Here is a 19840-nt window from a genome sequence, read left to right on the forward strand (position 1 = left end):
CAGCAAGCTCGCTCCCACCGCTTTTATTCTCCCGCCTCGGTTTCCAGTCCTTCCGTCATCGTGGCCCCCCCCGGGCGAGTCGTATTGTTTTTTGCTATGTGGTATGACGACATTCTAGATTTCTCTCAAGAAAAATAATCTCATTTCTCTATCTCGTTCCATGTTTCATTAATTTTTATTGATTTTGTGGGTTGACAGCCTGTGTGGAACGTCAGAATAATCCGTTGCGTTGTATGACGACATACAAATAAACAATAACAACAGGGTGCTTCCTTCTATGAGAATCACAGGCGTTCACGTCGAAGTCTTTTCCACCCCTTCGCGCCGTGCCCAGGACAGCGCCGGTCACGCCCATCCGGGCGATGAGGTCATGATCAAGATGGCCTTGCTGCGAATCGGCTGCGACGATGGCAGCGAGGGTTATGCCTTTGGCCCGCCTGAGTTGATTCGTCCGCACATCATCGAATCCTTCGTACGCAAAGTGCTGGTGGGCCGCGATCCGATGGACCGTGAAAGCATCTGGCAAGACCTGGCGCACTGGCAGCGCGGTAGCGCCGGGCAGTTCACCGACCGGGCGCTGGCCTTGGTGGAGCAGGCTTTGTGGGATCTGGCCGGGCGCAAGCTCAAGTTGCCGGTGCATAAACTGATTGGCGGTTATCGCGACAAGGTCCCGGCGTACGGCTCGACGATGTGCGGTGACGATTTGCCGGGTGGGTTGTCGACGCCGGACGAGTACGGCCAATTTGCCGAGAAACTGGTGCAGCGTGGCTACAAGGCCATCAAGCTGCATACCTGGATGCCGCCGATTTCCTTCGCGCCGAATCCACAAATGGACATCCAGGCCTGCGCCGCCGTGCGTGAGGCGGTGGGGCCGGACATCGCGCTGATGCTCGACGGTTACCACTGGTACAGCCGCATGGATGCGCTGACCATCGGCAAGGCGCTGCAAAAGCTGAATTTCGCCTGGTTCGAAGAGCCGATGATGGAAGACTCGGCGGAGTCCTATGCCTGGCTGGCGGCCAACCTGGACATCCCGGTGCTGGGCCCGGAGAGCATCGCCGGCAAGTTCCATAGCCGTGCCAGTTGGGTCACCCAGAAGTCCTGTGACATCCTGCGTGCCGGCGTGGCCGGGGTCGGGGGTATCGGGCCGTGCCTGAAGGTGGCGCACCTGGCCGAGTCGTTCGGCATGGATTGCGAAGTCCACGGCAATGGCGCGGCGAACCTGGCGGTGGTCGGGGCGATCAGCAATTGCCGCTGGTACGAGCGCGGCCTGCTGCACCCGTTCCTCGACTATGAAGACGTCCCGGCGCACCTCAACAGCATCGTCGACCCCATGGACGCCGACGGTTTTGTACACCTGTCCGATCGGCCGGGGTTGGGCGAGGACATCAACTTCGCGTACATCGAGGCCAACACCCTGTCCCGACATTGATCCTGTTCCACGCCTGAGGTCGATGGTCTGCCCAGGCGACAAGTCTTTATAAATATAAGAAAGGACTGAACCATGAATCTCTGGCCCAAGCGCCTGACCCGGCTGCTGTGTGTCACCGTGGCCCTGTGCGCAGTGCAGGTGCCCGTCAGCCTGGCCCAAGGCGAAACGCCCCCCGACCAATTGGTGGTGGGCATGAGCATGATCAACCTACTGTCCCTGGACCCTGCCGCGGCGACGGGGCTGGAGGTCGCCGAGGTCAACGCCAACGTCTACGACATGCTCCTGGAGCAGGACGCGGCGCAGCCGGACACGCTGATTCCGGCCCTGGCGAAAACCTGGGACGTCAGCCCCGACCGCATGCGCCTGACCTTCCAATTGCGCGACGATGTGCGTTTTCACTCCGGCGCGCCGCTCACCGCCCAAGACGTCGCCTGGTCGTTGCAGCGCGTCGTCACCCTCAACCGCGCCCTGGCTTCCACCTGGAAAGCCTACGGTTTCACCGCCGATAACGTCGTCCAACTGATGCGTGCCGAAGGGCCGCACACTTTTGTCATGGAGTTGCCACGCGTCACTGACCCGATGCTGGTGCTTAACACCCTGGCCACCTCTCCCAGTGCTTTCATCATCGATCGCTCGGTCGCCTTGCAACATCAGGTCGGCGACGACCAAGGCGCGGCGTGGCTGGCGACGCACACGGCCGGCTCCGGGGCGTTCAAGCTCGACATCTGGCGGGCCAACGACGTGATCCTGATGAGTCGCAATGACGACTATTGGCGCGGCGCGGCGAAGTTGCGCCGGGTGATCATGCGCAACATGACCGAGTCCCAGGCCCTGCGCCTGATGGTCGAGCGCGGTGACCTGGACGTCGCCCGCGGTATGGCCGCCACCGACATCAAGGCGTTGGGCAAGGTCGATGAAGTGCGCATCCAGAGCATCGCCCGCGGCACGCTGTACTACGTGGCGATGAGCATGCAGCAGCCGTTGTTCCAAGACATCCGTGTACGCCAGGCCATCCGCCTGCTGATCGACTACCAGGGCATCAACGACGTGGTCATGCCGCACTACGGCGTGATCAATCAGCGGCCCTTGCAGTTGGGGCTACCGGCACGCCTGGACGACCCGGGCTATCGCCTGGACGTGGCCGAAGCCAAGCGCCTGTTGGCGGCGGCCGGGCATGCCGAAGGCTTCAAGGTGACCATCCGTTCGCTGACCGATCCGCCGTTCATCAACATCGCCACCAGCTTGCAAGCGACGCTGGCCCAGGCGGGGATCCAGGCGACGATCATCACTGGAACCGGCAACCAGATCTATGGCGCGATGCGCGACCGCCAGTTCGACATCCTCGTCGGTCGTGGCGGTGGCGGGGCGGAGCGTCATCCCCATTCGAGCCTGCGGGCCTTGGTGTACAACCCGGACAACCGCACCGAAGCCAAGTTGAGCAACTTCCAGGGATGGCGCACCTCGTTCTTCGACCCGCAGCTCAATCAACTGATCGAGCAAGCCGAGCGCGAACGTGACGCCGAGCGCCAGCGCGAAATCTATGCACAGATCCAGACCCTCTACGACCAACAGGCCGGCGCGATCATGCCGGTCTCACAGATGGTGGACGAAGTAGTGATCCACGCGGATGTGCGCAACTACATCGGCCACACCGCCGCCACCACGCGTCTTCGGGACGTCTACAAGCAGCGCTGAAATCGACGGCCACAGGGCCAAGGCAGGAATGAACATGTCGACTGCATCCTTTTCAATCTGGACCACCCGGGCCGCTTCGGCGACTCGGCGCGGCGGCTCGGTGGCGGTGACGCTGCTGGGGTTGCTGCTACTGACCTTTTTCATCGGTCGGGTCATGCCCCTGGACCCGGTGCTGGCCATCGTCGGCCCGGACGCCGACGCCTCGGCCTACGCCCAGGTCTACAAAGAGCTGGGCCTGGACAAGCCGTTGTGGACCCAGTTCGCGATCTACCTCGGCGACCTGCTGCACGGTGACTTCGGCATGGCCTTGTTGACCGGCAACCCGGTCATCACCGACATCGCCCGAGTCTTCCCGGCGACGTTGGAACTGGCGACTCTGGCCATCCTGTTCGGCGTGTTGGCGGGCTTGCCGCTGGGCGTCTACGCGGCGACGCATCAGGGCCGTGCCGGTGACCATGTCGCGCGGCTGATCACGCTGTTCGGTTACTCCACGCCGATTTTCTGGATCGGCATGATGGCCTTCCTGGTGTTCTATGCCTGGCTGGGTTGGGCTGGCGGCGTCGGGCGGATCGGCCTGGCCTATGACGGGCTGATCCCGAAACACACAGGATTGTTGTTGATCGATACCGCCTGGTCCGGCGACTGGGAGGCCTTTCGCAGCGCACTGCGGCACATCCTGTTACCGGCGGTGATCCTCAGCTTCAACTCGGTCGCCTACATCAGCCGCATGACTCGCAGCTTCATGCTCGAGCAACTGTCCCAGGAGTACATCATCACCGCCCGGGTCAAGGGCTTGTCCCAGCGCCGCATCGTCTGGGGTCATGCCTTCGGCAACATTCGCGTGCAGTTGCTGACCATCGTCGCGCTGGCTTATGGCGGCCTGCTGGAAGGTGCGGTGCTGATCGAAACCGTGTTCGCCTGGCCGGGCTTCGGCCAGTACCTGACCAGCAGTTTGCTGCTCGGCGACATGAACGCGGTGATGGCCTGCGTCCTGCTGATCGGCCTCATCTTCGTGACGCTGAACCTGATCAGCGATGCGCTGTACAAGATCTTCGACCCGAGGACTCGCTAATGAACCTGCCTCTTGCTTCCAGCGCTGCCGGCAGTGCCGCGCTGCCCGCTTCGAGTACGGCAGCGCTGGTCGCCAGCACCGTGCGCCTGCTGCGTTTTTTGCTGCGCAACCCGATGACCTTCGCCGGCCTGATCGTCGTCGCGACCCTGATCCTGGTCGCGGTCTTCGCGCCGTGGATCGCCGGCCACGATCCGCTGTTGCAGAACCTCGCCGGGGCCTTGCAGGCACCCAGCAGCGTGCACTGGTTCGGCACCGACGAATACGGTCGCGACGTCTTCGCCCGGCTGGTGTATGGCTCGCGCATCACCTTGTACATCGTCTTGCTGGTGACGGTGATCGTCGGCCCCATCGGCCTGTTGGTCGGCACGGTTTCCGGCTACTTCGGCGGTTGGGTCGACAGCCTGTTCATGCGCATCACCGACATCTTCATCTCGTTCCCCAGCCTGGTCCTGGCGCTGGCGTTCATCGCCGCCCTCGGCCCTGGATTGGAGCATGCGGTAATCGCCATCGCACTCACGGCCTGGCCGCCGATTGCCCGGCTCGCCCGCGCCGAAACACTGCCGCTGCGCAACGCTGACTTCGTCGTCGCGGTGCAGCTTCAGGGCGCGTCGAGCACCCGCATCATCCTGCGCCACATCATCCCGATGTGCCTGTCGTCGGTGATCATCCGCCTGACCATGAACATGGCGAGCATCATCCTCACCGCCGCCGCCCTGGGCTTTCTTGGCTTGGGCGCCCAGGCACCGCTGCCGGAGTGGGGCGCGATGATCTCCACCGGACGGCGCTACATGCTCGAAAGCTGGTGGCTGGTGGCGGCGCCGGGTGCGGCGATCATGCTGGTCAGCCTGGCCTTCAACCTGTTGGGCGACGGCTTGCGCGACGTCCTCGACCCACGCAGCCAATCCTGAGGAACGGCCCATGACTGAGATAAAACTTGCGGTACAGGATTTGTGCGTGGAATTTCGCAACGCCGGCAAAACCTCGTTGGCGGTGCGTGACGTGTCGTTCACCCTGGGCCGGGAAAAGCTCGCCATCGTCGGTGAGTCCGGTTCGGGCAAATCCACCGTTGGCCGCAGTCTTCTGCGCCTGCATCCGCCGACGGCGCGGGTCACCGCCAAGACCTTGCGCTTCGCCGACATCGACCTGCTGGCCGCCAGCGAAAAGCAGATCCAGGCGATTCGTGGCGCGCGCATGTCGATGATCATGCAAGACCCGAAATACTCGCTGAACCCGGTGGTGCGGGTTGGCGAACAGATCGCCGAGGCGTACCTGGCCCATCACAAGGTGCCCCATCGCGAAGCCCGCGAACGGGCCCTGGACATGCTCGCCAAAGTGCACATTCGCGATCCCCGGCGGGTCTACGACCTCTACCCCCACGAGGTCTCGGGCGGCATGGGCCAGCGGATCATGATCGCCATGATGGTGATCACCGATCCCCAGGTAATCATCGCCGACGAGCCCACCTCGGCACTGGATGTGTCGGTGCGCCGCCAGGTGCTCAATGTGCTGGAGGAGTTGGTCAGCGAACGTGACCTGGGGCTGATTTTCATCAGCCACGACCTGAATCTGGTGCGGAGTTTCTGCGACCGCGTGCTGGTGATGTACGCCGGCCGCGTGGTCGAGTCGATTGCCGCCGCCGACCTCGACCAAGCCACCCATCCGTACACCCGTGGCCTGTTGGCCGCACTGCCCAGCCTGGACCATCCACGCGCCACGCTGCCAGTGTTGCAGCGTGACCCACTCTGGTTGAACGCTTGAGGAGCCTGTCATGAGCATGATTGAAATCGCCGGCCTGAACCTCAGTTTTGGCACCGGCGCATCACTGAACGCGGTGCTGCACGACGTCGACTTGAGCGTCGCTGAAGGCGAGGCATTCGGCCTGGTGGGGGAGTCCGGTTCGGGCAAGACCACCGTGCTGCGCTGCCTGGCCGGGCAGTACCAGCATTGGAGCGGACAACTGCAGGTCGCCGGCCAGGCCGTGACGCGCAACCTGCCGCTGAACCACTACCGCACGGTGCAGATGGTGTTCCAGGACCCGTATGCCTCGTTGCATCCGCGCTACACCATCGACGCCGCGTTGCAGGAACCGCTGCGCATCCATGGCATCGATGGGCGGGGGCAGAAGGTCAGCGAGATCCTGCGCAAGGTCGGCTTGAACGACAGCTTTCGCTTCCGTTATCCGCACCAGTTGTCCGGAGGGCAGCGCCAACGCGTGGCGATTGCCCGGGCGCTGATCCTGCGGCCCCGGGTGCTGTTGCTGGACGAGCCGACCTCGGCGCTGGACGTCTCGGTGCAGGCCGAAATCCTCAACCTGCTGGCCGACTTGCGTCGCCAGGAAGGGTTGACCTACCTGATGGTCACCCACGATCTGGCGGTGGTGGCGCATTTGTGTGACCGGCTGGCGGTGATGCAGCAGGGCCGGGTGGTGGAGACGCTCGACAGTCATCTGCTGGCGAGCGATGGCGCCACCCATGCGTACACCCGTTTGCTGGTGCAAGCCAGTCGGGACATACAGCGAATACCTATCGCTGTTTGAGCTGACTCGTTCGTTGCACGTGTTTTAACCCGCAGAAGACGTTGAACCGCAGGTTTCAATGCCGCGCACGCGCTCGCCTGTGATTTGGCGTTCAACCCAACTAATCACTCAACTAACAAGAATAAAAAACATGAAAAAGACACTTGTCGCGCTGTCCCTCGCTTCCTTGTTCACTTCAGTCGTTGCCATGGCCGATACCGGCTATATCAACGTACGCCACCAGTATGCGGAACAAACCCGCATGCACGCCGACCGCGCCAAGTTTGGCATGCGGCTGGACAACGGCGTGGGGCTGGAAGGGGAACTCAAATACAAGACCGCCGGTGATCGCGAAGACGTTGCCTTCGACAACACCGTCGGCAGCGGCCATGAATTCACCGTCAACTATCAGCACAAGCTCAATGATCGCTGGACGCTCACGCCTTCGTTCGCCATGGAAAGCGACGAGGAGTCCACCACCTACAAGATGGGCATGCGCCTGGGCTACAAGCTCACCAAGGAGCTGAGCATCGCCGGACGCTACCGTTACGACTCCTCCAAGCTCGACCGTGACAAGGTCGACCATGACGTACCGGACAACGGCCAGGACGACCAGAAGATCCATCGCTACGACGTCTATATCAACTACGCGAACCAGGGGCCGTGGGCGTATGAATATCAACTGACGTACTTCGATGCCAACTACATCCGTTATAACGGCGGCACCGACGACTATGAGCAGAATGCCGTGGTCAAGTACAAGTGGGACAAGCGCTGGGCGCCGTTCTTTGAAGTGGGTGATATCAAGGTCAACTCCGTCGACAGTGATCGCCAACTGCGTCTGCGGGTCGGTATTCAATACAACTTTTTCTAAGTTGTTGATGCACTGGGATCAACTTGTGGGAGCGAGCTCGCTCCCACAGGGGATGGCAGGGATTACTCGTTATAGAACGCCTGGCGCTGTTGCGTTTCACACAGGCGCATGCGGCTGTTGCTCAAATGCAGGTACATGGCCGCCCGCGCCGCATCGACATTGCCGCTGGAGACGGCGTCGAAGATCTGCTGGTGTTCGGCGTTGATCCCCTGCAGGTAAGCGCTGCGATCACTTTGCCCGGAGTAGGCGGAGTTCATCCGGGTACGCGGGATCAGCTTCGTGCCCAGGTGCTTCATGATATCGATCAGGTAGTAATTGCCGGCGGCCTTGGCGATTTTCAGGTGGAACTGGAAATCGGCATTGATGGTGGTGCCGGACTTTTCCGGCCCTTGCAGCAACGCCTCCAGCGCCTGGGCCAGTTCGGCCAGGGCTTCGGGGGTTGCGCGTTGCGCGGCCATGCCCGCGGCCTGGACTTCCAGGCTCAGGCGAAACTCCAACAGGTTGAGCACATCCGACAACGTGGCAATCGTCGCCGGCCCCAAGGTGAAGCCCTCCGGCGCCGGCATGTCGAGGACAAAGGTGCCGACGCCATGGCGCGTCTCCACCAGCCCCGCCGCCTGCAAGCGCGACAGCGCTTCGCGCACCACCGAACGACTGACCCCTTCGGCCTCCATGATATGCACTTCGGTGGGAAGCTTTTCGCCACACTTGAGGGTGCCGTCGCGCATGCGCTGGGCAAAGCGATCGACCAGTGTTTCGGCGAGGCGGCGTGGCTTGTTCAGTGGAGATAACGCTTGATCCGTCATCGGCTTGCTCTTGGGTGATCAGCGGGCATTATAGTGAGTTTTAGCGCAAGGTCGCGGCTATAATGCCGCGATCGTCTGGCTTTAATGGATAGGTGCAATGGACCGTGTCACACCCGATCGACGCCTGAGCATGACTCAACAACTGGTGGTCGACCTGACGCAGCAGATATTGGCCGGCGAACTGCCCGCGGGCAGCAAGTTACCCACCGAACAGGTCATCATCAAGGAACGTGGCGTCAGCCGGACGGTGGTCCGCGAAGCCATGTCTCGGCTCCAGGCCGAAGGTTTGGTGGAAACCCGTCACGGCATCGGCACCTTCGTGGTGGACACCGCCCGCCCGGGGGATTTCCAGGGCAGCAAACACGTCAAGGGCGGCGCCTACGATGCGCTGGCCGTCATCGAACTGCGTCTGAGCCTGGAAGTGGAAGCCGCCGCCATCGCCGCGCAACGGGCCACGCCGGAACAGTTGCAGGCGATGCGCGAAGCGCTCGACGCAGCGAATGCTTTTGACTCAACGGATGACGAAAGCGCCCGGGTCGACTTCGAATTTCATCTGCAGATCGCCCAGTGCACCGGCAACAGCTTTTTCATCGACGCCATGGCCCATGTGGGCAATACGTTGATCGCCGTCGTGCAACAGGCCGGGCCGGCGGTGACGGATGAAAATCGGGCGTTGGTGGTGCGTGAGCGTGAGCAGATCTACGCGGCGTTGGCACGGCATGATGCGGAAGCGGCGCGGGCGTCGATGCGGTTGCATTTGATCAATATGCAGCAGCGGGTTCGAGGGGTGGTCGAGTTGACGGCGCAATAACCTCCACCGCAGAACACTGTGGGAGCGAGCTTGCTCGCGATAGCGGTGGATCAGTCAACATTGATGTGGCTGACACAACGCCATCGCGAGCAAGCTCGCTCCCACAGTTTTTTGATCTCGGGTGTCTGCAAATGCAGCGTCCAGCACCCTGTGGGAGCGAGCCTGCTCGCGATGACGGCGGTACAGCCAAACGGCTCCTGCTAGTTACGCTTCCAGCACTCTGCAAACCTTGCACAAACCCCGTAACGCTCATCCATCTGCGCCATCCTCTCCAAGTGATGACCTACCGCTTCGACCGTCACCCCATTCCCGATCCGGAAGTACTCCACCATCATCGCGACGTCCAGATCGATCTCGGCTTTCTCCGGCTTGGCATTGGCGGTTTTGGGCAACGCCCATTGTTCCAACTGCTCATCCTTTACCTGCCGCAGGCGTGCCTGGTATTCGTCCTTGAAGCGTTCCAGCGAGCGCGCCTTGTTCTGCGCCATGTCATCGCCAAATGTCTTCAGGTTTTCCCGATACAGCGTCCAGTAGTCAGACGGCAGGTCGAAGCCGAGCTTGGTCTTGCGTTCGCTGATCAAAGTGTCGAGTTTCTCTGGCGAATAAGTCTCGACTTTTTCCTTGGCCGGATCGGTTTTCACGGTGACGACCAGGCTTTTCTCGATGACCCGGTTCATCAGCTCCAGGCGATGGGGCGTGTCCGGGTAGGTTTGGGGAAACAGCGCGTTGCGGCCGGCGCAGGCGGGAAAATCTTTTTTCAGGATCGGGATCGGTGTGCGCACGTCCTTGCCGTCGACCCGTTGCAAGCGTTGCAACTGAGTCAGGCAGAGGTTCTTCTCGGACTTGAAGGTCACCTCGTATTCGGCATTGGCCTCGGGGGTAAAGTTGAAGCCCTTGCCGCACACGGCATAACCGCTGTTCATGTTGGTGCGCAGGTAAATCTGCTCGCCGGGCTTGAGCTTGACCTCCAGGTAGCCCTTGGCATCCTTGGGCGCTGGAACACTCATCCCCACCCGCCGTGCGGTATCGCTCAATAGCAGATTATTGAGAATACCCGTGGTTTGCCCGTCGCAATGGGCGGCATCGAAATAGTCCAGCGTGGCGTTGCTGGTATTGGCGACGAACCGCAACTTGGCGGCGTCCGGTTCGATGGCGTCGGGGTAACTGCCGTTGACGCTGCAACCGCCGAGCAATACAAACAACGTGGACAATGCTGACAACGGGACAAGACGGCGAGGCAGGGCGAGCATGAGTCATCCTTGAAGGATCGATAAAGGGGTGAATGCTACTGAAGTGCCACTATTGCGTCCATCACCGACCTCCTGTGGGAGCGAGCTTGCTCGCGATGACGCCGGCACAGTCAACATCACCGATCCAGACAGGCCACTTTCGCGAGCAAGTCCGCACAGGGATGAAGCTCAGGGCTCCAGCGCCGGGCCCTTCAACTCGATCTGGTTGCCGTCCGGATCGAAGCAGTAGATCGACCAGCCTTTTCCCTCTGCGCCGTAGCGCATCTGCGCTTTCTCAACCGTCAGGCCAGCTGATGCCAAATGCGCGAGAAGGGCCGGTTCATCAAACGGCTCGATGCGCAGGCACAAGTGATCGACGTTGTGCCCCTGCTTCCCGGCCGCGGGTCCACCCTGGCGACCGAGGGGCCCGTCCACGGCAACCAGGTCAATCATCGAAACACCGGTGCCCAGATGAAGCATGCCGAGATCGTCCCGGCGCTTCTTCAGCTCGCAACCGAGCACCGAGGTGTAGAAAGCGAGACTACGCTCGAGGTCCTTTACGCGCAGGACGATGTGGTCGATGCGTTGAATCGTGAAGTTCTTCATACAGGCCTCATGTGCTCAGTGATGGACGCCAGGGTAACCTCACCTTAGTCATTCATGCTGGAATGTCATTGCAACAACAATCCCCTGTGGGAGCGAGCTTGCTCGCAATGACGCCAGCACATTCAACACAGGTTAGACCGGCCGCATCGCGAACCGGCTCTTCCCACGCCTGGCATCCTGGTGGCTAAAGTTGATCGACATGCAGTCGATAGGCTCATTCCGGAGACGTGCGCACCCATCGGTGCTTCTCCTCATTGTTCGGTGTGGAATGGAAAGGATAGGGTAATGGAGCAAAAAGTCGGCACAACGGACGAGAAACAGAAACCTGCCTCATTCCAACGGGATATCTACGCGGCCCTCAAGTTGATGGCGGAGCATTGGGGCCTGATAGGCAGCCTGGGGGCCTTACTCAGTGCGGTGATCAGCTTTGGCATCCTGATGACCTATGCAAAGGCGATCGACCGTATCGATCTGCTGCCCTTGGTGTTCGATAAGCAGCTCTCCGCATTGCTTCCGTGGATGGGGATGGTTGCCTTTGTCCTGTTTCTTTATATGGTGGTGATGGGCGTCACCACAATGTTTTACGCATTAGCCGTGTCTATGTTCAACCAAACGCCGAATCTCAGGCCAACGGTTGCCAGGTTCTTTTTCTGGGCTGCGGTGGTGGGGTCGTTGATCATCGTCGCCTTCGCGTTTCAAGGACCCAAGGTCGACCATCTCATCGTCGCTGGCGTGATTGTTCTCGGAGTGAGTGCTGTCATGGGGATGTCGTTGAAATCGAAAAAATTCCGAATGGCCCTGGAATTGGTGTCCCTCTTCAATAACTTGAAAGGGCTTGGGGTTTGGTGGCATCAGGCTGGCGTGTTCCTGTTTGCCTACCTCGTTTTGATGGTTGCCGTTTTCGCTGCCGTCTACCCGATGTTGATCTTGCTGAAGTCCTACACCGGCAAAGACACCCCGGAAGCCATCATGACACTGATGATCATTTCCATGGTCGCGGTGATCCTCTTGTTCTTGCCGGCCCTGATCTTTTTTGTGAGCAAAAAACACATCGTCACGCGGGGACTATTGTCGGTCGGATCGGCATTGTTGGTGACCTTGGCCGTTGTCGCCATGTATCCGGGCGCAAGTTCTACCGTAGTGTTCAAGGCCGCCGGGATGATGGGCGTGCGCGAGACGAACCCGGTCAAATATCGGTTGTTGAAGAACTTCGAGGCCAAAGACTTTGATCTGGCGAGCTGGGGAGAGGTGGAGGTGAGCCGGGAGCTTCCGGTTGTGAAAGCCTTTCCGCTCTTCTCGCTTGGTGACGTCCTGCTGCTTTACCCCAGCGGTTTGAGTGGCAAACGACTGGGCGAATGGCCGCAACATTCACATGCCTGCATCCTCACCCAACGCAGTGATGTCGTGATATTGCCTGATGCGGTCGTTATGGCCGAGCAAGCGTAAGGGCGAGCAAACCTTTCAGAAGACTGCGTCCGGACCTTGATCCAGCCTTCCCGCAGGCGTTGATTGCCACAGAAATTCCGCACGCTCCTTTAACTCTGATCTGGTTCGCGGCGCGATTTTGCCAGAGGGATCTGAGCGCGGCGACCGACAGTGACTCCAACTTGCAGCGTTGGAGTCACTATCATTGGACGACCGATCACCAGCGGACGCCCAAACCATGAAAAAACAAGAACAAGACAACCTCATCCAAACCCTGAAAACCCGCTTTGAACAAAACCCCCAACGTCATCCAGACATCGTCTGGGTCGACGTCCAATCAAGATTGGAAAACAATCCCAGGGCCCTGAAGACCCTCCAGGCCATGGAAGCCACCGGCGGCGAGCCAGACGTAATCGGCGTCGACCCGAAGACCGACGCTGTCACCTTCTGCGATTGCGCCAAAGAAAGTCCGACCGGTCGCCGGAGCCTTTGCTACGACCGCGCGGCGCTGGAAGCGCGCAAGGAGAACAAGCCCAAAGGCAGTGCCATCGAAATGGCCGAAGCGATGGGCATGGCCCTACTGACGGAAGACCAATACCGAGCCCTGCAAACCCTCGGTGAGTTCGATGCCAAGACGTCCAGCTGGCTGGCAACCCCTCCAGAGCTTCGCTCGCTCGATGGGGCGATTTTTGGCGATTACCGGTATGGCCGGGTGTTCATCTACCACAATGGCGTGCAGTCGTACTACGCGGCGCGAGGGTTTCGCGGGTTGCTGCGAGTTTAAGCCCTCAACATCACCGCTAACCCCGTGGCGGGGGAGCTTGCTCCCTCGCCACGATGAATGCGTACGTTTGAAGAACCGCTGTGTTTTTCTGAAGGCTGCAGAGATCCGTCACTGGAAAAGCAATCTCTCACTCCCCTTGGCCTCAACCATCTCGCTGAATTCCGGCAGCCGCGCCACAAACGCCGTCTCGAACGCCAGGTAGCGATCCTGCGCCGGCACATAACGGACGTCTGGCTTGATCCGCGGGATGTCCTTGGTCGACAGCTTCACCACCTCGTGACTGGCCTGATTCCAGAACCAGGCCAGGGTGTGTGTGCCAAACGTATTGGCGCTGTAGTTCCACACCCACCAGTCCCCATGCCCCCGGGATACATGAAGCTGCCCGTGAAACGTGCGCAAGGTAATGACCTGCTTGGGCTGCGTGACCAGCAGGCGCGTGTCCTGGCGTAGCTCACTGCCGAAGCCGTCCAATGTCGCCTTCGTCGCAGTGCCAGTCATGAAGTTGAAGCGCCACGCCAACAACACCGTTTCCTGATAACCCGAATGCTCAACGTTCTGCCGCGCGCCTTCGCTGAACAGTAAAACCTCGTCACCTCCCAGGTACGCGGTTGAGGTCCGCAGCTTATAGGCCTCAGCGGGCATCGGTTTGGCGACGAAGGCCTGGTGCGGCGATTCTTGATTCCAAGTCCAGCAGCGCGGGCCGTTGTGCTGCATGAACAGCAAGCGACCAGGGCCGACGGGCAGGATCGTCAGTTCATCCGCGTCCTCGAAAATCACCTCGCTGCTGTCCGCCGTGATCCGCCAGATCCGCGTCACATGCTCGGGTTCGTAAATACGCTGGCGTTCGAATATCTCCGAGCCCACCACCACGCAGGGCTGTTCAAACTCCGGCCACTGCACCCCGGCAGGCCCGAACGCCGCGATCTCATCGCCTTGACGAATTTCGTATTGGTAGCGGTCGTCCGCACTGTAATCGCCGCGCATCACCCGACGTTTCCACAGGCTGCGCTGGGCATCGGCATCGATGAGCTGCAAGTCTGCGGCGTCCACGCCATCGGTCCGCTGTTCGAGCATGTCCTGCTCGGTGGGCGGCCATTGGTTGTAATCGATCAGAAAGCACAACCACTGGTCTTCGTCCTGCTCGGTGATGGCGGCCCAACCGTTGCGGTAGTTGTATTCATGCACATAGGTGGCGCCGGGATAGTCATGGACTTCCTTCAGCCAATTCACCTTGCGGCGCTTGGGTTTGGCCGGCTTGCGTTCGACGGCGGCCGGCTTGGGCGGCTCGATCAAACTCGCCGTGAATCTCGGCTCGCCGCGCTGGCCCTGCCAGTGGCGGGCAAAGGCCTCGCGCTGAGCGACCGGGACAATCACCGGCCGATAATCATCGCCACCGGCATCCAGGTTCCACAAGTCATAACCCTGACCCGCCAACACCGGCGCCAGCGTCTCGAAACAGACCTCAGGCATCTCGTTGGACAACTCATCCAACAACGCCTCGAACCCCGGGCCGGCAAACACACCGATGTCGGGATAGTAATGCTGCAACAGCACGAGCAGGTCGCCGCCCGGTGTTTTCCAATCGATATGAACCAACGGATCGAATTGCGATTGCATCACGCCTGTCTTCCCTGTGGTTTCTCTGCGGCCATCTTAGCTGCACACCGCCGACCTTGAGCAAACGAATAAATCCGTGGCGATGGGCACAGTCCACTGTGGGAGCGAGCTTGCTCGCGATAGGGCCGGGTCAGGCGACATCAATGGCGGCTGGTTTACCGCTATCGCGAGCACGCTCGCTGCCACAGGTATTTCAGTGTCGAACACCCTCCATCAAAAAAAAACGACTCAATCCCCTCAATCAAAAGCCCTGGGTGCTCCAGCAAAGGTATCACCCCGCTTACCGCAGACATGATGGAACGGAGCACTTTGGGATTTCGAGCCGTAATCCGTCCGGATGCGGTTTTCCATTTGATTTGTTGATTGCGAACCGCCTGATCATCGTGGCGCGGCCAGCCGTATTAAGGATGAGTGAACAAAAATGAACCGAGCTTACCGAGTAGTCTGGAATGCTGTGTTGGGCGCGTGGCAGGTGGCATCAGAGTTGGTCAAAAGCCAAGGCAAAGACAAAAGCCGCAGATCCCTCAGCCTGGTCATTGGCGTGGGCGGCGGTGTCTTCGCTTCGGTTGCCACGGCGGGAGGGTTACCGTCGGGCGGCAATATCGTGGCGGGTAACGGCAGCGTTCATCAGAACGGCAACAACATGGCCATTCATCAGGGTAGCGATAAGCTCGCCATTGACTGGCAGAGCTTCTCCATCGGCAAAGGCAACACCGTCGAGTTCATCCAGCCCGGCGCAGCGTCTGTCGCATTGAACCGCGTGCTGGGCTCGGATGTGTCGGTGATTCAGGGCGCACTGAAAGCCAACGGCCAAGTATTTTTGGTCAACCCCAACGGCGTCCTGTTTACCCCCGGTGCCCAGGTTGATGTAGGCGGCCTGGTCGCGTCCACGCTCAACATGACCACGGAAGACTTCCTCGCGGGCAACTACCGTTTCAGTGGCAACAGCGCCGCCTCGGTGGTCAACCAGGGCAACATCAATGCCGCGCAAGGCGGCACCATTGCCCTGATCGCCGCAAAAATCGTCAACGAAGGCAACATCACCGCGCACAAGGGCAATGTGCTGCTGGGCGCCGGCAGTGTCGTGACGCTCGACTTGGGCGGGCCGGTGCAGTTGGAAGTGAAAGAGGGTGCGCTTCAAGCGTTGATCGAAAACGGCGGCGCCATTCGTGCCGATGCCGGCCGGATCCTGCTGACCGCCCGTGCGGCGGAAACCCTGGCGAGCACCGTCATCAACAACACCGGTTTGATCGAAGCCCGTTCCCTGGATATCGGTGAAAACGGCGTGGTAACGCTGATGGGTGATCAGGGCGGTGTGCAAGTCGCCGGGCGTATCGATGTGTCCTCCGATACCGGCAAGGGCGGCAAGATTGTCGTGACTGGCGAGCGTGTCGCGATCAATGGCGGCGCTGAGCTCGACGCCACCGGCGCCAAGGGCGGCGGCGACATTTATGTGGGCGGTAGCTGGCAAGGCAAAGACCCATCGATCAAGCAGGCCAGCCAGACCACCATCGCCGCCGGTGCCGTGCTCGATGCATCGGCGACCGATAATGGCAAGGGCGGTACCGTGGTGGCTTGGTCGGATACCAAGAAACCGGGCAGTGTGACGCGGGTGGATGGCACGCTGAAAGCCACCGGCGGTGCCAAGGGTGGCGACGGCGGCAAGATCGAGACCAGCGGTGCCAAGTTGGCGGTGAGCAAAGCCGCCGATGCTTCGGCCAAGAACGGCAAGGGTGGCTTGTGGTTGCTCGACCCGGACAGTGTCACAGTGGGGCCGGGTAACGGAGGGCTGACGGGCGGCGCCAACGGCCAAGCCGCCACGGTCGGTTTCGACGCGATCGACACCGCCCTGGCCGGCGGCACCGATGTGGCAATCAAGGCCGACAACACCATCCACTGGAACGGCGACTACACCCCGCAGAGCGTCAGCGGTGACCGGACGCTGACGTTGCAGTCGGGACACGACGACGGCGCAACAGGCCGTTATGTTTTCGGCAATATCTTCCTCAATGGTGATATTGACGCCAGCGGCGCAGGCAATGGCAACAGCCTGGCGTTGATTCTCAACGGCAAAATCGCGCTCAACACCGACGTCAGTTTGAAGAGCAACGGCGGCAATGTCGTATTTGCCGGCGTGGTGGACTCCGATGCGGTTGCCAACAACCGCCAACTGCGCGTCGATGCCGGTTCGGGCTCGATCATCTTCAGCGACATGGTTGGCGGCAACAGCGCGCTGGGCGCTCTGTATGCGACCACCAGCGGCGCCGGCAAGACGTTTATCAACGGCGCAAAAGTCTTCACCCGCGGCGAGCAGGTTTACACCGGCGCCGTTGAGCTGGGCACTTCGCAATTCCTGAACGCCGACTTTGAAAATGGCCTGGTCGGGTGGAAGACCTCCATCGACCAGTTCTTCACGGGCGTCACCGTGGTGGACGGCGTGGTGTCGCCCAATGACCCGACGTTGCCGACGACCTCGCCAACGAACGGCAATGCGCCGAGCGTTTCCCCTGGCGACCAGGGCAACATGAATTACAAACCCCTCACTCCGGTCGCCGCCGCTGGCCAAGGCAAGGACGGCGGCGCCGCGCTGCTGCTGGGGACCGAGAATACCTCCAACTGCCTCAACGCACCCGCCGGCTGCATCATGCGTGGCCCTTCGGTCGTGAGCGAGGGCACGGTCTCCTTGGCCGCCGGGGAAAAGGTCAGCTTCGATTACAAACCGGTCGCGGGCGGCGATACCTACGATGTCTTCGGCTACCTGTTGAACGTCAATACCGGCGAATACCAGATCATCCTGAATGAAACGGGTAACGGCACGGGTGCGGTGAACTGGCAAAGCCACACGGCAACGGCTGACAAGGCCGGCACGTACAAATTCGTGTTCGTCTCGGGCAGTTTCGACCAGACCGCCGGCAAGCAGGTCGGCGGCTCGCTGTACGTTGACAACATCAAGACCGACACCTCGGGCAGCAAGGGCCTGCAAGGCAGTTCCATCACATTCAACGGCAGCCTCAACAGCACCGACAACAACCTGGCCATCAAGGCGGACGACATCAACTTCAACGGCGGCGCCGGCAGTGTCACCGGCAATGGGAGCATTGCCCTTGAGACCAACACGCCGAGCAAAAACATCGCAGTGGGCGGCAGCACTGGCGATGCCCCCGGTTCGTTGGAACTGACCGGCACCGACATCAGCGCATTGGGCGACGGGTTCACCTCCGTCAACATCGGCGGCGCGGACATGACCGGTGACATCAACATCATCGAAGCGACCCGCATCAACGACAACCTCGCCCTCAATGCCGGCACCGGCAATATCCACATCAACGACCAATTGACCGTGGCAGACGCCCCGGGCACCGGTAACGATGACAACAAGCCGGCCCCCGTCCTGGTGTTGCAGAGCAACGGCGGCAAGGTCGACCAGAGCGCCGGCGGCGCCGTTGTCGCCGATGGCCTGTTGCTGCTGGGCGATGGCGCCACCCATGATCTCGACAACGCGGCCAACGACGTCAACACCATTGCCAGCGACACCGGCACGGTCAGCTTTGCCGATGTCGATGACCTGACCGTCGGCGTTGTAACCATTCCCGATAGCCAGACCCCGACAAACCCGCAAGGCGTGCCGGTCGCCGGCATGACCCAGACCGGCGACCTGAACCTTGTCGCGGACACGCTCACGGTCGGCCAGGCCCTGCTCACCCAAGGCGATACAAGCCTGACCGCCGACGAAATCGATCTCGCCGCGAGCGTTTCCGGTAACGGCAGTCTCACCCTGCAGCAGAAGACCCCAGGCCTGGATATCCATGTGGGTGGTAGCGATGATCCAGAGGTGACCGGGCCTAACGATCCGTTGGTGCTGTCCGGCGCTGACCTGGCCAATATCCAGGATGGCTTCGACAAGGTCGTCATCGGCAACGACAAGACCCGCAACATCACCGTCGACGATGAAGGCGCGACGTTCAAGGACGATCTGGCCCTGGTCGCCAACGGCGTCCTGGACCTGCTGGGCGATCTGATGCTCAAGGATCCCGAAGGCACCGACGAAGACGGCACGACCGGCAAGGGGCTGACGCTGAGCGTCGACGCGGGCCAAGGTGCGACTCAGAGCACTGGCGCAACCATTACCGCAGACGAATTGGCCTTGCGCGGCGAAGGCGACTTCCAACTGGGCAAGGGCGGGCATGACGTGGGTGTCATCGCCGCCGATGTCGGCAGCCTGGCATTTGCCGGCAACGGCAACCTGACGGTGGGTACCGTGGACGGTACCGTGGGGATTACCTCCGATGAGGCGGTCACCCTGAAAACCGATCACGACCTGACGTTGGTAAAAGGCATCACCATAGAAAATGGCCCACGGGACGATGCCAGCCAGGGCCAGACCCGTGCCGACGACATCATCACCCTGGAAGTGGCGGGCAACACCACCCAGTCCGGCGACGCCGGGGCCAAGCTGGATGCCAGCGGCCTGGTGCTGCTGGGCGGCAATTACGCGCTGGGCAATACCGGCAATGTGATTGGCGATATCGCCAGCGCGGCGGGCAAGGTCCAATTCAACAACAGCTCAGACCTCAAGGTGGGTTCGCTGACCGCGACCCATGCCGACGGCACGCAGACAACCATCACTGGGGTGAACAACACCGGCGACGTCAGCATCGGTACCCAAGGTGACTTGGCGATCAACGAAGGGCTGGCCACCAGCGGCAATGTGTTCCTGAACATCGGCGGCAAGACCACCCAGGATGGCAACGGCAATATCACCGCCGACGGCCTCGCCCTCAACGGCGGCGACTTCGAGTTGCGCAACAACGGCAACGTGGTGGGCGACATTGCCAGCGAGGCGGGCAAAGTCGCGTTCAACAACACTGGTAACTTGAAGGTCGGCACGCTGACCGAAACCGATGGCAACGGCAATGTGGTGAAGGTCACCACCGGGGTGAACAACACCGGCGACGTCAGCATCGGCACTCAAGG

General features: G+C 60.9%; 15 protein-coding genes. 11 read left to right on the forward strand and 4 right to left on the reverse strand.

All coding sequences use genetic code 11. From position 1 onward, the window contains the following. Window positions 1–277: 277 nt before the first annotated feature. The 7 genes from BT125_RS23660 (at window position 278) to BT125_RS23690 (ending at window position 7588) form a co-directional block, all read left to right on the forward strand. Window positions 278–1432, forward strand: coding sequence for a mandelate racemase family protein (locus tag BT125_RS23660; RefSeq protein ID WP_060739132.1), 1155 nt, complete (start codon window positions 278–280; stop codon window positions 1430–1432). Window positions 1433–1504: 72 nt separating this feature from the next. Further along, entirely contained in the window at window positions 1505–3127 is a 1623-nt protein-coding gene (locus BT125_RS23665) for an ABC transporter substrate-binding protein (protein WP_072410929.1), read from the forward strand. Window positions 3128–3161: 34 nt separating this feature from the next. After that, a complete protein-coding gene (locus BT125_RS23670; protein WP_025211956.1) occupies window positions 3162–4199 on the forward strand; it encodes an ABC transporter permease in 1038 nt (345 codons plus the stop codon). Next, a complete protein-coding gene (locus BT125_RS23675; protein WP_072410931.1) occupies window positions 4199–5107 on the forward strand; it encodes an ABC transporter permease in 909 nt (302 codons plus the stop codon). Before BT125_RS23670 ends, BT125_RS23675 begins: the two co-directional genes overlap by 1 nt. Before the next feature lie 10 nt (window positions 5108–5117). Next, window positions 5118–5957: an ABC transporter ATP-binding protein gene (locus BT125_RS23680; protein ID WP_025211958.1), complete on the forward strand. Its 840-nt coding sequence runs from the start codon at window positions 5118–5120 to the stop codon at window positions 5955–5957. Window positions 5958–5967: 10 nt separating this feature from the next. Then, on the forward strand, window positions 5968–6735 hold the full coding sequence (locus BT125_RS23685; protein ID WP_072410933.1) for an ABC transporter ATP-binding protein: 768 nt from the start codon (window positions 5968–5970) through the stop codon (window positions 6733–6735). Between the two features lie 130 nt (window positions 6736–6865). Next, a complete protein-coding gene (locus BT125_RS23690) occupies window positions 6866–7588 on the forward strand; it encodes an oligogalacturonate-specific porin KdgM family protein (protein WP_060739126.1) in 723 nt (240 codons plus the stop codon). A 62-nt stretch (window positions 7589–7650) separates the two neighbouring features. Here the strand turns inward: BT125_RS23690 and BT125_RS23695 are convergent, their stop codons facing one another. Then, window positions 7651–8394 carry a FadR/GntR family transcriptional regulator gene (locus BT125_RS23695; protein ID WP_072410935.1) on the reverse strand — a complete coding sequence of 248 codons (744 nt, stop codon included), beginning with the start codon at window positions 8392–8394 and terminating at the stop codon, window positions 7651–7653. A gap of 97 nt (window positions 8395–8491) precedes the next feature. Between BT125_RS23695 and BT125_RS23700 the strand changes: the two genes are divergently transcribed. Then, window positions 8492–9205 (forward strand): FadR/GntR family transcriptional regulator, encoded by a 714-nt coding sequence (locus tag BT125_RS23700; RefSeq protein WP_072410937.1) that lies wholly within the window; start codon window positions 8492–8494, stop codon window positions 9203–9205. A 200-nt stretch (window positions 9206–9405) separates the two neighbouring features. Here BT125_RS23700 and BT125_RS23705 read toward each other — a convergent pair whose 3' ends face one another. Beyond that, a complete protein-coding gene (locus tag BT125_RS23705; protein ID WP_072410939.1) occupies window positions 9406–10455 on the reverse strand; it encodes a hypothetical protein in 1050 nt (349 codons plus the stop codon). Between the two features lie 168 nt (window positions 10456–10623). After that, window positions 10624–11040 carry a VOC family protein gene (locus BT125_RS23710; protein ID WP_072410941.1) on the reverse strand — a complete coding sequence of 139 codons (417 nt, stop codon included), beginning with the start codon at window positions 11038–11040 and terminating at the stop codon, window positions 10624–10626. A 285-nt stretch (window positions 11041–11325) separates the two neighbouring features. Here BT125_RS23710 and BT125_RS23715 point away from each other — a divergent pair, with 285 nt between their 5' ends. Next, window positions 11326–12486 (forward strand): hypothetical protein, encoded by a 1161-nt coding sequence (locus tag BT125_RS23715; RefSeq protein WP_072410943.1) that lies wholly within the window; start codon window positions 11326–11328, stop codon window positions 12484–12486. A 217-nt stretch (window positions 12487–12703) separates the two neighbouring features. Continuing rightward, complete coding sequence (locus tag BT125_RS23720; RefSeq protein ID WP_072410945.1) at window positions 12704–13249, forward strand: DUF4256 domain-containing protein; 546 nt, start codon at window positions 12704–12706, stop codon at window positions 13247–13249. A gap of 108 nt (window positions 13250–13357) precedes the next feature. Here the strand turns inward: BT125_RS23720 and BT125_RS23725 are convergent, their stop codons facing one another. Then, window positions 13358–14866 (reverse strand): hypothetical protein, encoded by a 1509-nt coding sequence (locus tag BT125_RS23725; RefSeq protein WP_072410947.1) that lies wholly within the window; start codon window positions 14864–14866, stop codon window positions 13358–13360. Between the two features lie 421 nt (window positions 14867–15287). Between BT125_RS23725 and BT125_RS23730 the strand changes: the two genes are divergently transcribed. Further along, window positions 15288–19840, forward strand: a 4553-nt coding sequence (locus tag BT125_RS23730; protein WP_139271793.1) for a two-partner secretion domain-containing protein, incomplete at its 3' end; no start/stop codon positions are given.

Source organism: Pseudomonas sp. NFACC04-2 (assembly GCF_900119265.1).
GTDB classification, from domain to species: Bacteria; Pseudomonadota; Gammaproteobacteria; order Pseudomonadales; family Pseudomonadaceae; genus Aquipseudomonas; species Aquipseudomonas fluorescens_AA.

Excerpts from the sequence above, each read along its gene's own strand:
- BT125_RS23660 (WP_060739132.1), top strand. The coding sequence starts at position 278 with ATGAGAATCACAGGCGTTCACGTCGAAGTCTTTTCCACCCCTTCGCGC.
- BT125_RS23665 (WP_072410929.1), top strand. The coding sequence starts at position 1,505 with ATGAATCTCTGGCCCAAGCGCCTGACCCGGCTGCTGTGTGTCACCGTG.
- BT125_RS23670 (WP_025211956.1), top strand. The coding sequence starts at position 3,162 with ATGTCGACTGCATCCTTTTCAATCTGGACCACCCGGGCCGCTTCGGCG.
- BT125_RS23675 (WP_072410931.1), top strand. The coding sequence starts at position 4,199 with ATGAACCTGCCTCTTGCTTCCAGCGCTGCCGGCAGTGCCGCGCTGCCC.
- BT125_RS23680 (WP_025211958.1), top strand. The coding sequence starts at position 5,118 with ATGACTGAGATAAAACTTGCGGTACAGGATTTGTGCGTGGAATTTCGC.
- BT125_RS23685 (WP_072410933.1), top strand. The coding sequence starts at position 5,968 with ATGAGCATGATTGAAATCGCCGGCCTGAACCTCAGTTTTGGCACCGGC.
- BT125_RS23690 (WP_060739126.1), top strand. The coding sequence starts at position 6,866 with ATGAAAAAGACACTTGTCGCGCTGTCCCTCGCTTCCTTGTTCACTTCA.
- BT125_RS23695 (WP_072410935.1), bottom strand. The coding sequence starts at position 8,394 with ATGACGGATCAAGCGTTATCTCCACTGAACAAGCCACGCCGCCTCGCC.
- BT125_RS23700 (WP_072410937.1), top strand. The coding sequence starts at position 8,492 with ATGGACCGTGTCACACCCGATCGACGCCTGAGCATGACTCAACAACTG.
- BT125_RS23705 (WP_072410939.1), bottom strand. The coding sequence starts at position 10,455 with ATGCTCGCCCTGCCTCGCCGTCTTGTCCCGTTGTCAGCATTGTCCACG.
- BT125_RS23710 (WP_072410941.1), bottom strand. The coding sequence starts at position 11,040 with ATGAAGAACTTCACGATTCAACGCATCGACCACATCGTCCTGCGCGTA.
- BT125_RS23715 (WP_072410943.1), top strand. The coding sequence starts at position 11,326 with ATGGAGCAAAAAGTCGGCACAACGGACGAGAAACAGAAACCTGCCTCA.
- BT125_RS23720 (WP_072410945.1), top strand. The coding sequence starts at position 12,704 with ATGAAAAAACAAGAACAAGACAACCTCATCCAAACCCTGAAAACCCGC.
- BT125_RS23725 (WP_072410947.1), bottom strand. The coding sequence starts at position 14,866 with ATGCAATCGCAATTCGATCCGTTGGTTCATATCGATTGGAAAACACCG.